The sequence below is a fragment of the Salinisphaera japonica YTM-1 genome (assembly GCF_003788585.1).
Lineage (GTDB): Bacteria > Pseudomonadota > Gammaproteobacteria > Nevskiales > Salinisphaeraceae > Salinisphaera > Salinisphaera japonica.
Genome location: NZ_AYKG01000014.1, coordinates 30,266 through 43,620, shown reverse-complemented (window position 1 = coordinate 43,620; position 13,355 = coordinate 30,266). Strand labels below are relative to the sequence as shown.

The following is a 13,355-nucleotide window of genomic DNA, read 5'->3' as shown; positions in this document are numbered from 1 at the left end:
CGGCTATTCGCTGCGATGCCCGAACAGCTGATCCAGCTTGTCCTCGAACTGGTGATAGCCCAGATGATTGTAGAGCTCATCGCGGGTCTGCATCGTTTCAAGGGCTGGCTTCTGGGTGCCGTGCTCGCGGATCGTGGCATAGACATCGAGCGCGGCGTTGGCCATCGCCCGCGACGCAGATAGCGGATAGAGCACCATCGCCACGCCCTGATCGGCCAGCTGGCCGGTGGTGTAGAGATCCGTCGCCCCGAACTCGGTGATATTGGCCAGCACCGGCACACCGAGATCGGTAAAGCGCTTGTACATGGACAGATCCGTCATCGCCTCGGCAAAGACATAGTCCGCGCCGGCTTCGATACAGGCCGCGGCTCGCTCGACCGCGGCCTCCAGGCCGTCCACGGCCAGCGCATCGGTACGGGCCATGATCTTCATGTCCGAGCGCGCGTCCACGGCGGCCGTGACGCGATCGACCATTTCGGCCTGGGTGACGATCTCCTTGCCCGGGCGATGGCCACAGCGCTTGGCCGCAACCTGGTCCTCGATATGCACGGCGGCCGCCCCCGCGCGCTCCATGCGTTTCACCGAACGCTCAATATTGAACGCGCTGCCCCAGCCGGTATCGATATCCACCAGTAGCGGCGTGTCACAGGCATAAGTGATGCGCGAGACGTCTTCCAGCACATCGTTCATGGTCGTCATGCCCAAGTCCGGCAGGCCATACGACCAGTTGGCCACGCCGCCGCCGGAGAGATAGATCGCGCGAAAGCCCGAGTGCTCGGCCAGCATGGCCGAATAGGCGTTGATCGCGCCCACGATCTGTAACGGGTTTTCTTCAGCCAGGGCAGCAGCAAAACGCTGCGGGGCAGATAAGGACATACCAGAACTCCAATAAGACCGAGGTGCGGCGATCAGCTCAGCCAGCGAACCGAAAAACGAATGAACCAGCGCGTGAACGCGTTGTAGGGCGGGCGGAACAAGAACGCCAGCGAGAACCGATCCTGCAACACCGAGCGCTCATGTGAAAACGCCTTGAAGCCGGCATGACCGTGGCTGTTGCCGATACCGGAGTTGTTCACGCCGCCAAAGGGCAGCTGTCCGTGCAGAAAATGCAGCATGGCCGTGTTGATACAGGTGCCCCCGGCGCTGGTGCGTGTCACCACGGTATCGATGACCTGTTTGTCCTTGGCATAGATATACAACGCCAGCGGTTTGGGCCGGGCGTTGATGCGCGCGATGGCCGAGTCCAGATCGTCATAGGTCAGTATCGGCAGCACCGGGCCGAAGATCTCTTCTTCCATGACGCGCGCATCGTCGCCGACATCGGTGAGCAGGGTCGGGGGGACATAGCGATCATCGTTGGCCGGCACGTCGCCCGTGGCCAGGCGCGCGCCGCGCTCACGGGCGTCTTCCAGCAGGCCGCGGATACGCTCGTAGTGGCGCTGATTGACGATACGACAATAGTCGTCGTTGTCCCGGCGCGTATCAGCCGTGCCGTAGAGATGATCCAGCGCCTTGAGGGCTTCATCGATGAAGGCCTGTCGTATGTCCTTGTGAACATAGACATAGTCCGGTGCGATACAGGTCTGGCCGTTGTTGGCGAACTTGCCCCAGACGAGCGTGCGGGCGGCGTTTTTCAGATCCGCCGAGGCGTCCACGATGACCGGCGACTTGCCGCCCAGCTCCAGCGTGACCGAGCTCAGGTGCTTGGCCGCTGCGGCCATCACGATCTTGCCCACCGCCGGTGAGCCGGTGAAAAACATATGATCAAAGGGCAGGGCCAATAACGATTGCGAGGTCTCCACCGCGCCCTGCACCACGGCCACCTCGGTCTCGTCGAACAGCTCGGCCACCATCTCGGACATCAGCCGCGCACAGTGCGGCGTCATTTCCGACGGTTTGAGGATCACCGTGTTGCCGGCCGCGATGGCCGACACCAGCGGGCCGAAGGACAGGTTGATCGGGTAGTTCCAGGGCGAAATGATCAGACAGCGCCCGCGTGGCTCTTGGATCACCTTGGCACTCGTGCCCAGCATGAGCAGGGTCGGGCGCTTGCGCTCGGCCTTCATCCAGGATTTGAGCTTGCGCATGGCGTGATGCGCTTCCTCGACCACCGGCAGAATCTCGGTGACCTCGACCTCGGCCGAGGGCTTGGCGAAATCGGCATGGCAGGCCGCCATGATGTCCTCGCGGCGGGCGAACATCAGCGCGCGCAGGCGCTTGAGCTTGTCGATGCGCTCGCCGGCCGTGGACTGTCGCAGGGCCAGTGCCGTGTCTTTCTGAGCAGCGAACAGTCGCTCGATCTCGTGGCGATCGGTATCGGCGATGGTTGACGTGGAATCCGCGGCCGGGCCGCGATCCGTCATGGCAGTAGCGCTCATTTGTCCTCCGGGCAGTGTGCCCTCGCAGTAACGGATTATCGTCGAGCCGGTGGGCCGGCTTTATTGATGACGCGGTAGCGCGCGTTGGTTATCAGGTATGACCGGTTTTGAGTTTCCGGGCAAGGCCATCGACCAGCGTGCTGTCGCGTGCATAAGACGTGAAGAACATATGCGCGAACAGCCCGACCAACGCGTGATGATCGGCCGGTGAGCGCTCGCCCAGCGGCAGCACGATCGCCTCGACCTGGGCGATGAACGCATCGGCCACGCGCTCGGCCGACAGCGGGAGCACCAGCGCGCCGTCATCGACTGCGGCCTGCAGGATCTGGGCGGTCGCCCCGCGGGCCATGGCCTCGAAATCGCGCTGGACCGTCATCGCCTCGTCCACGGGTGCCGTGGCCGGGCGCAGCCAGAATCCGGCTACCCCGTGGGCCACACACGGATCGGCCAGCGGATTCTCCAGTCCCTCAAAGGCTGCCAGGATCTGTCGGGCGGGCGCGTCTTCCATGAGCGCGGCCGCGAATACGTGGGTCTCGAACAGGCCCACCATGTCGCGCATGCAATCGGCATAAAGCGCTTGCTTGCTTTCGTAATGCCAATACAGCCCCGGTTTGGTCAGCCCGCATTCACGCGCCAGGTGCGTCATGGAGACACCGTCGTAGCCAAAACGCCCGAACAGCGTGAAAGCCGTTCGACGTACAAGATCGACGGATGGCGATGCGGCGGTTGAAACGGTAGACACGGTCGGGACGTATACAAGAAAAGAGAGGTTGTCGGATTTGAGACTAGCACGCGACGCCTCGAAAGCGGCTTGACCGATCGGTCAGCCAAGCGATAAGTTACAGTCGTTGGTGTAAACGATACAGCGATCAGTGAAGATCGCGCGGAGGAGACAATGTCCACCCCTGAAATGACGCTCGAAGAAGCGCGGGCCTATGACAAGAAGCGATGGCTGTGGCCGATGGGTTTCGGCATCATCATCCTGGTCGGCGCTGCGCTGTTGACCGGTTGGTGGTTCAACATCACTTGGCTGCTGTTTGCTGGGCCCATTATCGTCTATGGCGTCGTGCCTGCGCTGGATTATCTTATCGGTAAAGACAGCACGAACCCGCCGGAGCGGGTGCTCGACGTGCTTGAGGATGACCCTTACTACCGATATTCCACGTATCTGTTCGTGCCGGTGCAGTTCGTGTTTCTGATTGTGGCGACCGGCATCGTCGGCACCAACGATTTGACGTTCCTTCAGTGGCTGGGTATGACCAGCAGCCTAGGCATGCTATCCGGTGTTGCGATTAATACCGCGCATGAGTTGGGCCACAAGAACACCCGTCTGGAAAGTTGGCTGGCTAAAATCGTGCTGGCGCCCGTCGCATATGGCCATTTCTATGTCGAGCACAACTATGGTCATCACTCAAATGTGGCCACACCGGAAGACCCCGCCAGCGCGCGCATGGGCGAGAACTTTTGGCGTTTCTTGTGGCGAACGATGGGGGGCAGCGCGAAATCGGCGGTGCACGTAGAGAAAACACGTTTGAAACGCAAAGGCCGAGGCTTCTGGCATTGGCGTAACGAGCTGCTCCAGTCTTGGGCGATGACGGTGGCGTTATTCACGGGGCTGGTGCTCGCATTTGGGGTCGAAGTATTGCCGTTTCTCATCGTTCAGGCCTTCATCGGGGCCTCGCTGCTGGAAGCGGTCAACTACTGCGAGCATTACGGGTTGCTGCGTAAAAAACGCGGCAACGGCCGCTATGAACGCTGCCGCCCCGAGCACTCGTGGAACAACGATCACATCGTGACCAATATCTTCTTGTTCCACCTGCAGCGTCACTCGGATCATCACGCGCATCCGACCCGTCGCTATCAGTCGCTGCGTCATTTCGACGAGGCGCCTGAGCTGCCCACCGGGTATGCCGGCATGATCGTGCTGGCCTATATTCCGCCGCTGTGGCGCAAGGTGATGGACAAGCGCGTGGTGGCGCACTACGACGGCGATATTCGCCAGGCCAACCTGCAGCCGTCCAAGCGCAAGAAGCTGCTGACCCAGTATCCGCCGCCGAGTGGTGCTGCAACAGCGTAAGCTGCAATGCCGTAGTACTTTCCATCGCCGGTGATCGAGGCGTCTGATAGCCTTGGGTCACCTGAACGGGCGCTGTCCCTACAGCGCCCGTTTTGTATGATCGAACGCAAGAAACATCGCCTAGGAACACGTTATGAAGAAATGGCAGTGCATCGTCTGTGGCTTTGAATACGACGAAGCCCAGGGCATGCCCGACGAAGGCATCGAGGCCGGCACCAAGTGGGAAGATATTCCCGACGACTGGACCTGCCCGGACTGCGGCGCGCCGAAGGATGACTTCGAAATGATGGAAGTCGAGTAAGCCAAGCGCTGACTTGTCAGACAGGCCGGCATGCCCGGCCTTTGACTGAACTCTCGGGGCCGCATCGTGCGGTCCTGTTCGATTGTCGATAGAACGAGACCTCATGGATCCGATCATCATCATCGGCACCGGCCTGGCTGGTTACAGCGTGGCGCGGGAGCTGCGCAAGCACGACACTGAAAAACCCATCGTTCTGATCACGCGCGACGACGGGGCCAACTACTACAAGCCGGATATCTCCGAGGCCAAGGCCAAGGACAACGCGCCGGACGATCTGGTGCAGAAAACCGCCGAAGAAATGGCCGACATGCTCGATGCCACCGTGCGCACCTACGAGCAGGTCGACACCATCCAGCCCGAGGCACACCAGATCCAGCTGGGTGAGGAAACGCTGACCTACGACAAGCTGGTACTGGCCTGGGGCGCGGACACGATCACGCTGAATCTCGGCGGCGATGCCGCCGAAGACGTGCACAAGATCAACAGCCTGCTGGAATACCGCACGTTTCGTTCCAACCTGGACAGCGACGCCGAAGTGGCCGTGCTGGGCGCCGGCCTGATCGGCTGTGAGTTTGCCAATGACCTCATCCAGTCCGGGCACGAGGTCAGCGTGGCGGATCCGTCCGAGTGGCCGCTGGCCCAGCTGATTCCGAAAGAGGCTGGCAAGGCGGTCAAGAAAGCGCTGGCCGAGGCCGGCGTGGAATGGCATCTGGGCCATGCCGCGACCGGTATCATGCACGGCGACAACGGCCGTTATCAGGTCGAGCTCGACAACGACGACATCATCGAGGCCGATATCGTGCTCTCTGCAGTGGGCCTGAAAGCGGGCATCGAGCTGGCCGAGAAGGCCGGGCTGGCCGTGGACAAGGGCATCAAGGTCGATCGCACGTTGCAGACCTCCAACGCCGATATCTACGCCCTGGGCGACTGTGCCGAGGTCGACGGCATCTGGCGGCCGTATGTTGCCCCGCTCATGCAGTGTGCTCGCACCTTGGGCAAGACGCTGGCCGGTGGCGATGATGATGCGCCGGGCAAGGTCAAATATCCGACGCTGCCGATCATGGTCAAGACCCATCTGTGCCCGGTGATCGCTTATCCGCCGGCCGATCGCAGCGGCGAGTGGACAATCGAGGGCGATGATCGCAGCGTGGAGGCCTCGTATCTGGATGACGAGGGCAACCTGCTGGGCTTTGCCCTGACCGGTGAGGCCACGAAAAAACGCAAGGACTACCTCAAGAACGCCCCGGCGATCATGGATTGATCGGGCGCGTGATTGCGTGCTTCAAAGCCCGCACGAACGATTCGTGCGGGCTTTTTTGTGCTCGCTAATCCGGGGCAGGCCTTACGCACTCGTTATGGGCAACCGCGGCCAGGCGCTCGCCGGCCCAGCGTGCGCCCTTGATATTGCCGGCCATGGGGCCGAGCGACAGGCTGGCCGCCCGGCCCACCACATGCAGGCCCGGGGCGACCTGTAAATCATCGTCGAGCGGTACATGGCCCTGGCCATCGGTCCGGGCGCCGGTATCGGCGAGCACCCGCGCTAACAGGCTGTCTTCGCCGGGCTCTGATTGAAAGCCGGTGGCCAGAATCACGCGTTCGGCGGCCAGTACGCGCCCGTCGGCCAGGCGTAGCGCATTGTCCTCCAAGGCAACCGGCTCGCCGCGGATCCAGTCCAGCGCGCCGGCCGCCAGCCGGGCCGTGATATCGGCGTGAACATCCGGGGGCAGGGTGCCCGGGCGGCGTGCCTGGGCCAGCAGCGCCGTACGCTGGGCGATTGGGGCGGCCAGAAACGGGCGCATTCCCAGCGGGCCGGCATAGCGCGGCTCAGAGTCGAAGTCGCAGGCGTCGGGCGCGCGTCGTGTCAGCCAGGCGACCCGATGCCCCTTGGCACTGGCGCGCAGCGCCAACTGGGCCCCGGTGATACCGCCGCCCACGATGACGGTGGCCCGGCCCGGCGCGCCAAGATGAAAATCATCGTCAAAAACGTGTTCACAGGTGCCGAGCCCCGGCGGGCGCCACGGCTGGCCCGGCCCGGTGGCCAGTACGACATGTCGGGCTGTCGTCGTGGTGGCGTCGTCCAACACGACTTGCCACAGGTTCGAATCGGGGCTCACGCGGCGGGCGCGACGGCGAATCTGATGCACACCGGCCAGCTCGGCCTCGGCCAGCGCGTTGAACAATGCCAGCGAGGGCCGCTTGTAATAGCCCAGCAGATGACGTGCGTCGTAGCCGGCGCTGTGACTGAACCGCAGCAGGCTGCGCCGGTGCTGCCCGAGATGGTGCGCGTTCGATGAGCGTAGATAGCGCATGCCGGTGGCCGCCGCCCGTCGATGCCAGGCCTGCATCGGCGGCTCGGGATCCACGAGCGCCAGCGCAAGCGACGGGTCGGCCGCAAGCAGCGCGGTGGCAACGAACCGCCCCTGCGGGCCCGCGCCGATGATCAGCCAGTCGTAATGCGCCATGACGACCGGCCGGCTAACCCATCTGGCGCAGCTGGGCGCCGGTCATTAGCCAGCGCAGGGTGCCCGTGCCGCCTTCGGGGGCGCCGGGGAACTCCAGCAGGGCGGCGCCGGCGCGCTGGAAAGCCAGCAGCCGGTCGCGCTTGCGCGTCAGGCTCCACGACACCCAGGTCGCCAGGTCCGGTTCGTGGCCGACCAGCACCACGCGCCGCTCGCCGAAGTGGGTATGCAGCCAGCCATCCAGCGCGCCCATATCCACCGGCGGGGCCAGCACATCGGCCTGGTCCACCGGTGCGTCATCCAGATAGGGCGCGATCAGCGCGGCCGTTTGGCGAGCGCGCAGTAGCGGACTGGTCAGAATGTCGTCGACCGGCATATCGGCCAGGAGCTTGCGCAGCCCGATGGCCGCTGCCCGCGTGGCGCGCTCGCCTTGAGCCGTCAACGGGCGCTCGGTATCGGACAGGCCCATGCCGTGGGCGGTTGCGGCATCGAGCGCAATGCCGTGGCGAATCACGATGATATCCATGCCGGCGATTGTGGCTTGTTAACGCGCGTCAGGCCACTCCAGTCAATGATTCGTGCCCCGTGCGCGCCGCTTGGCTTGCAACATCGTGCTATCAGCGCGCGTGCTGCTTTAGGCAAATTTCATCGCCACCCCCGCGGGCGGCGGCGCCATCGGCCAAAGGCTTGCCAGAACAGCCATCTGCGCGCCCCCATCGGTAGCGGGTCGTTTATCGCTCGTCGGCGCTTGGGCAGGTGTGTCAGACACAACACCTGCGGGCCGCGGTGTGCCGGTGGCGGTTTTATCGGCGACGGCGCAAAGCCTTTGCAGAAGCGCCGCCACGCAGTTATCCACCGAGTTTATCCACAGTGTTATGCACCTTGATGAGCGGGCGTCGGCACAACATGTAGTGATTCAGGCGATAAATACCGGGGATTGACCACAGCATCTAGTGGGGTATCTTTAGCAACCAACGCACCGGCCGGCGTCGTCATACGTCGTTCGGCCACCGCAGGACACCGCGATCAAAGCGGCGCGCCACCCATCTTCTCGGGAGCAGACATGGCAGACACACAGGTATCGGAGCGCACGGAACACCGCCCGCAGGCCAGCAACCCGCCCAGCCAGGGCGCGGCCCTGGCGGCCACGCAGCCGGGCTCGCACAAGGTCATCCGTCGCAACGGCAAGGTCACGCCGTTCGATGCCTCCAAAATCGAGCTGGCCGTCACCAAGGCCTTCATCGACGTGGAAGGCCAGCAGGGTGCGGCCTCAAGCCGTATCCGCCAGACCGTGAAGAACATCACCGAGCAGGTCGTCCAGGGTGTGACGCGCAGCCTGCCCGGCGGTGGTGCCGTGCACATCGAGGACATCCAGGACTACGTCGAGCTGGCCTTGATGCGCTCGGGTGAGCACAAGGTGGCTCGTTCCTACGTGCTCTATCGCGAAGAGCGTGCCCACGAGCGCGCGGCCAAGACAGCCGAAACCGGCCAGCCCGCCGCCGCCCCGGCCGCTGATATTCAGGTCAACTTCAAGAACGGTCAATCTGCCGCGCTTGATCGGGATCGTCTGCAGCGTGTGATCGCCGAAGCCTGTGAAGGCATCGACGGCGTGAACGCACAGACCGTGTTCGACGACACGCTGAAAAACGCCTACGACGGCATCACCGAAGACGAGCTGTCCACAGCACTCATCCTGTCGGCCCGTCAGCGTCTGGAAGCCGAGCCCAACTACGGCAGCACCGCCGCGCGCCTGCTCATGGACAAGCTGCGCCACGAGGCGCTGACGTTCCTGGCCGATGGCCAGGTCGAGTACGCCACGCACGCCGAGATGCGCGGGCAGTACGCGACCTATTTCGCCAACTATATCCATCGCGCCGTGCATCACGAGCTGCTGGATCCGCGTCTGGCCGAGTATGACCTCGAGCAGCTGGGCAATGCTCTGATCGCCGATCGCGATCTGGAGTTCACCTACCTGGGCCTGCAGACACTCTACGATCGTTACTTCATCCATCACGATGCGACCCGCTTCGAGCTGCCGCAGGCGTTCTACATGCGCGTGGCCATGGGCCTGGCGATCAACGAAATCGAGCGCGAAGAAAAAGCCATCGAGTTCTACAAGCTGCTCTCCTCGTTCGATTTCATGAGCAGCACGCCCACGCTGTTCAACTCCGGCACCCTGCGCCCGCAGCTCTCGAGCTGCTATCTGACCTCCGTGGACGATGATCTACATGGCATCTACGAGGCGGTGCAGGACAATGCGCTGCTGTCCAAATTCGCCGGCGGCCTGGGCAACGACTGGACGCCGGTACGCGCCATGGGCGCCCACATCAAGGGCACCAACGGCAAAAGCCAGGGCGTGGTGCCGTTTCTGAAGGTCGTCAACGACACGGCCGTCGCCGTGAACCAGGGCGGTAAGCGCAAGGGCGCGGTCTGTGCCTATCTCGAGTCCTGGCACAAGGACATCGAGGAATTCCTCGACCTGCGCAAGAACACCGGCGACGATCGTCGGCGCTGCCACGACATGAACACCGCGAACTGGATCCCGGATCTGTTCGTCAAGCGTGTCCTGAACGACGAGCCGTGGACCCTGTTCTCGCCCAACGACGTGCCCGAGCTGCACGATCTGACCGGCCGCGCCTTCCAAGAGGCCTACGAGGCCTATGAGGCCAAGGCCGCGCGCGGCGAGATCACGAACTATAAGACCATCCAGGCCGTCACTCTGTGGCGCAAGATGCTATCCATGCTGTTCGAAACGGGCCACCCGTGGTTCACGTTCAAGGACCCGTGCAACCTGCGCAGCCCGCAGCAGCACAAGGGTGTCGTACACAGCTCCAACCTGTGCACCGAGATCACGCTCAACACCGAGCCGGGCAAGGAAATCGCGGTCTGCAATCTGGGTTCGATCAACCTGCCGCAGCATATCGAGAACGGTGTCTTGAACACCGACAAGCTGCAGGCCACGATCAACACCGCCATGCGCATGCTCGATAACGTCATCGAGTACAACTACTACAGCGTGAAAACCGCGCGAGACTCCAACCTGCGTCACCGCCCGGTGGGCATGGGCCTCATGGGCTTTCAGGACGCGCTTTACAAGCTGAAACTGCCCTACGAATCCGACCAGGCCGTCGAGTTCGCCGATCGCTCCATGGAGCAGATCAGCTACTACGCCATCCAGGCCTCGACCAACCTGGCCGAAGAACGCGGCGCCTACAGCACGTTCCAGGGCAGCCTCTGGGATCAGGGCGTTCTGCCGATCGATTCCATCAAGCTGCTGCGCGACAACCGCGGCGCGGAATATCTCGACCAGGACGAGTCGCAGACGCTGGATTGGGACACCCTGCGGGCCCGCGTACAGCAGGTCGGCATGCGTAACTCCAACTGCATGGCCATCGCGCCCACCGCGACCATCGCCAATATCACGGGCGTGAGCCAGTCCATCGAGCCGACGTATCAGAACCTGTACGTCAAATCGAACCTGTCGGGCGAGTTCACCGTGGTCAACCCGTATCTCGTGGATGACTTGAAGGAGCGCGGCCTGTGGGATCAGGTCATGGCCAACGATCTGAAATACTACGACGGTTCCGTGCAGGCCATCGATCGCATCCCGGACGAGCTCAAGGTGCTCTACAAGTGTGCCTTCGAGATCGACCCGCGCTGGCTGGTCGAGTCCGGCTCGCGTCGCCAGAAATGGCTGGACCAGGCCCAGAGCCTGAACCTCTACATGGCCGAGCCCTCGGGCCGCAAGCTGGACGAACTCTACAAGTTCGCCTGGAAGAAAGGCCTCAAGACCACGTACTACCTGCGCACCATGGGCGCCACGCATACCGAGAAATCCACCATCTCGGATCATCGCCTCAATGCCGTGGCCAACGGCGGCAAAGGCTCCGGCGGCGGTCACGTGGCCGGTGGCTCGAACGGCGGCAGCCCGGCCGCCGGCAGCAATGGCGGTGCCACGAACGGCCAAGCGGCCAACGGCGCCAGCGCAGCACCTACGGCCAGCGCAAAAAGCCCGGCCCCGGCCGCCGCACCCGTCGCCCCGATGGCCTGTGCCATTGACGATCCGGACTGCGAGGCCTGCCAGTAGCGCGCCCGACGCTGGGCGGCGGCGCCTGAAACGCGCCGTCGTCCAGCCGCCAACGAACATCGTATTTAACGAAAGACTCGAACAAGGACACCGTCATGCTCGACTTCGAAGACACCCCGCGACAGGGCACCCCGAGCAACCCGGGCGCCTCGACCAACCCCAACCCGGCCGGCGCCACGCCCGACCCGCACGCGCTGGACAAGCAGCCGGCAGCCCCGCAACAGGCCGACGACGGCGAAGCCGTCACCGGCCTGGAGCAAGTCGAGCTCGGCGGTAACCGCGTCTCGGTGGATGAAAAAGCCATCATCAACTGCCGCGCCGACGTGAACCAGCTCGTGCCCTTCAAGTACACCTGGGCCTGGGAAAAGTACTTGAACGCCTGCGCCAACCACTGGATGCCGCAGGAAGTGAACATGGCCGCAGACATTGCCACCTGGCAAGACCCGAACGGCCTCACCGACGACGAGCGTGAGATCCTCAAGCGCGGCTTCGGCTTCTTCTCGTCCTCCGAGTCGCTGGTGGCCAACAACCTGGTGCTGGGCATCTACAAGCACCTCACCAACCCCGAATGCCGCCAGTACCTGCTGCGCCAGGCCTTTGAGGAAGCCGTGCATGGCCACTGCTTCCAGTACATCGTTGAATCGCTGAACCTCGACGAGGGCGAGATCTTCAACATGTACCGCGAGCTGCCCAGCGTGCACAACAAGGCCTCCTGGGCCATGCAGTTCACGCAGTCGCTGTCCGACCCGGACTTCAAGACCGGCACCCCCGAAAACGACCAGATCTTCCTGCGTGATCTAATCGCCTTCTACTGCATCTTCGAAGGCATCTGGTTCTATGCCGGCTTCGTGCAGTTCCTGAGCTTTGGCCGTCGCAACAAGATGACCGGCACCGCCGAGCAAGTGCAATACATCATGCGCGACGAGTCCATGCACCTGAACTTCGGCATCGACGTCATCAACCAGATCAAGATCGAAAACCCGCACCTCTGGACCGAAGCGTTCCAGGAAGAAATGCGGGCCAAGATCGACGAGGCCATGCACCTCGAAATCGAATCCGCCCACGACACCATGCCCCGCGGCGTGCTCGGCCTGAACGCCGGCATGTTCGACGAATACATGAAATTCATCGCCAATCGTCGCTGCAGCCAGATCGGCTTGGCCGAACTCTATCCGGGTGCAGAAAACCCGTTCCCGTGGATGAGCGAGATGATGGACCTCAACAAGGAGAAGAACTTCTTTGAGACTCGGGTGATTGAGTATCAGAGTGGTGGGGCACTTAGCTGGGATTGATTCGCCGTGCGATTCGAGTGGGACGAGGCCAAGAACGACGCCAACCGGCGTAAACATGGCCTTGGCTTCGAAACCGCATGCCGTGTTTTCGAAGACCCACTCGTCCTCAGCCAACCCGAGCGTATGGTCGATGACGAGCAACGCTGGCAGACGATAGGCGAAGTTGCCGGCGTTGCGCTCGTTCTGGTTGCCCACACCATCCGCGATGGGCAAGATGATGAGGTCATTCGCATCATCTCAGCGTGACGCGCTACACGCCATGAGCGAAAGCAATACCGATAAGCCTGATCTTGGCGATCAAGAACACAACCGGTCGGCTGCAATGTCGGGTGGCGATATTGATACGTCGGATATCCCCGAGGTCGCGGATTGGAGCAGCGCTGAGCGTGGCCGGTTTTATCGTCCCGGTTCGACCGAAAATGCGCCGCTTTATCTCGACAGCGATGTGACGGCTTTTCTCAGGGAGCGAGCTGCGGCTCTCGGTATTCCGTTGGGGGATTTGGCTAACGAAATGCTCGAGAAAGACATTGAGTTGATTCGGTCCGTTGATTTTAAGTAAATCGACGGTTGGATAAATAAAAAAGACGAACCAAAGTTAAAATATTTTGGGTTGGGGATAGTGGTCTACCGCCTATTTTCCCGACACAAGGTCTTGAATATCTAGAGACTATTTTTAATAACGAATCAGGCGAGTTGGTAAGTTCGAGGGGTTGGTGTGTCAAATAGAGCTAGAACACAGACGGTGCGGTTTGGGAGTCTTC

12 protein-coding genes are annotated in these 13,355 nt (G+C 62.4%); 7 read left to right on the top strand and 5 right to left on the bottom strand.

The window, feature by feature from the left end; translation table 11 throughout:
- Positions 1–3 precede the first annotated feature (3 nt).
- The 3 genes from prpB to SAJA_RS06030 all read right to left on the bottom strand — a co-directional run bounded on the left by prpB (position 4) and on the right by SAJA_RS06030 (position 3,120).
- Positions 4–876, bottom strand: coding sequence for a methylisocitrate lyase (gene prpB, locus SAJA_RS06040; RefSeq protein ID WP_123657766.1), 873 nt, complete (start codon positions 874–876; stop codon positions 4–6).
- 32 nt (positions 877–908) lie between these two features.
- A complete protein-coding gene (locus SAJA_RS06035) occupies positions 909–2,378 on the bottom strand; it encodes an aldehyde dehydrogenase family protein (protein WP_123657765.1) in 1,470 nt (489 codons plus the stop codon).
- A gap of 91 nt (positions 2,379–2,469) precedes the next feature.
- Entirely contained in the window at positions 2,470–3,120 is a 651-nt protein-coding gene (locus SAJA_RS06030) for a TetR/AcrR family transcriptional regulator (RefSeq protein ID WP_184999771.1), read from the bottom strand.
- Positions 3,121–3,273: 153 nt separating this feature from the next.
- On the opposite strand from SAJA_RS06030, the gene SAJA_RS06025 reads away from it, so the two are divergent.
- The 3 genes from SAJA_RS06025 (at position 3,274) to SAJA_RS06015 (ending at position 6,017) form a co-directional block, all read left to right on the top strand.
- Complete coding sequence (locus tag SAJA_RS06025) at positions 3,274–4,455, top strand: alkane 1-monooxygenase (RefSeq protein WP_123657763.1); 1,182 nt, start codon at positions 3,274–3,276, stop codon at positions 4,453–4,455.
- Positions 4,456–4,588: 133 nt separating this feature from the next.
- Positions 4,589–4,756, top strand: coding sequence for a rubredoxin (locus SAJA_RS06020; RefSeq protein WP_123657762.1), 168 nt, complete (start codon positions 4,589–4,591; stop codon positions 4,754–4,756).
- Between the two features lie 103 nt (positions 4,757–4,859).
- Complete coding sequence (locus SAJA_RS06015; protein ID WP_123657761.1) at positions 4,860–6,017, top strand: NAD(P)/FAD-dependent oxidoreductase; 1,158 nt, start codon at positions 4,860–4,862, stop codon at positions 6,015–6,017.
- Between the two features lie 64 nt (positions 6,018–6,081).
- On the opposite strand, the gene SAJA_RS06010 is transcribed toward SAJA_RS06015, so the two are convergent.
- Both SAJA_RS06010 and SAJA_RS06005 read right to left on the bottom strand, forming a co-directional pair.
- The gene (locus SAJA_RS06010) at positions 6,082–7,218 is read right to left on the bottom strand and encodes an FAD/NAD(P)-binding protein (protein WP_123657760.1); all 1,137 of its coding nucleotides are present in this window, start codon (positions 7,216–7,218) and stop codon (positions 6,082–6,084) included.
- Positions 7,219–7,231: 13 nt separating this feature from the next.
- Entirely contained in the window at positions 7,232–7,741 is a 510-nt protein-coding gene (locus tag SAJA_RS06005) for a SixA phosphatase family protein (RefSeq protein ID WP_123657759.1), read from the bottom strand.
- Between the two features lie 537 nt (positions 7,742–8,278).
- Between SAJA_RS06005 and SAJA_RS06000 the strand changes: the two genes are divergently transcribed.
- The 4 genes from SAJA_RS06000 (at position 8,279) to SAJA_RS05985 (ending at position 13,153) form a co-directional block, all read left to right on the top strand.
- Positions 8,279–11,302, top strand: a complete 3,024-nt coding sequence (locus tag SAJA_RS06000; protein WP_123657758.1) for a ribonucleoside-diphosphate reductase subunit alpha — start codon at positions 8,279–8,281, stop codon at positions 11,300–11,302.
- A gap of 95 nt (positions 11,303–11,397) precedes the next feature.
- Positions 11,398–12,594, top strand: coding sequence for a ribonucleotide-diphosphate reductase subunit beta (locus tag SAJA_RS05995; protein WP_123657757.1), 1,197 nt, complete (start codon positions 11,398–11,400; stop codon positions 12,592–12,594).
- A gap of 6 nt (positions 12,595–12,600) precedes the next feature.
- Positions 12,601–12,840 carry a BrnT family toxin gene (locus SAJA_RS05990; RefSeq protein ID WP_123657756.1) on the top strand — a complete coding sequence of 80 codons (240 nt, stop codon included), beginning with the start codon at positions 12,601–12,603 and terminating at the stop codon, positions 12,838–12,840.
- A gap of 13 nt (positions 12,841–12,853) precedes the next feature.
- Complete coding sequence (locus tag SAJA_RS05985) at positions 12,854–13,153, top strand: hypothetical protein (protein ID WP_221180144.1); 300 nt, start codon at positions 12,854–12,856, stop codon at positions 13,151–13,153.
- Positions 13,154–13,355: the final 202 nt, after the last annotated feature.

Bases quoted from the DNA above. Each gene is read 5' to 3' on its own strand.
- SAJA_RS06035 (WP_123657765.1), bottom strand. From the start codon at position 2,378: ATGAGCGCTACTGCCATGACGGATCGCGGCCCGGCCGCGGATTCCACG.
- SAJA_RS06015 (WP_123657761.1), top strand. From the start codon at position 4,860: ATGGATCCGATCATCATCATCGGCACCGGCCTGGCTGGTTACAGCGTG.
- SAJA_RS06000 (WP_123657758.1), top strand. From the start codon at position 8,279: ATGGCAGACACACAGGTATCGGAGCGCACGGAACACCGCCCGCAGGCC.
- SAJA_RS06005 (WP_123657759.1), bottom strand. From the start codon at position 7,741: ATGGATATCATCGTGATTCGCCACGGCATTGCGCTCGATGCCGCAACC.
- SAJA_RS06020 (WP_123657762.1), top strand. From the start codon at position 4,589: ATGAAGAAATGGCAGTGCATCGTCTGTGGCTTTGAATACGACGAAGCC.
- prpB (WP_123657766.1), bottom strand. From the start codon at position 876: ATGTCCTTATCTGCCCCGCAGCGTTTTGCTGCTGCCCTGGCTGAAGAA.
- SAJA_RS06010 (WP_123657760.1), bottom strand. From the start codon at position 7,218: ATGGCGCATTACGACTGGCTGATCATCGGCGCGGGCCCGCAGGGGCGG.
- SAJA_RS05995 (WP_123657757.1), top strand. From the start codon at position 11,398: ATGCTCGACTTCGAAGACACCCCGCGACAGGGCACCCCGAGCAACCCG.
- SAJA_RS06025 (WP_123657763.1), top strand. From the start codon at position 3,274: ATGTCCACCCCTGAAATGACGCTCGAAGAAGCGCGGGCCTATGACAAG.
- SAJA_RS05985 (WP_221180144.1), top strand. From the start codon at position 12,854: ATGAGCGAAAGCAATACCGATAAGCCTGATCTTGGCGATCAAGAACAC.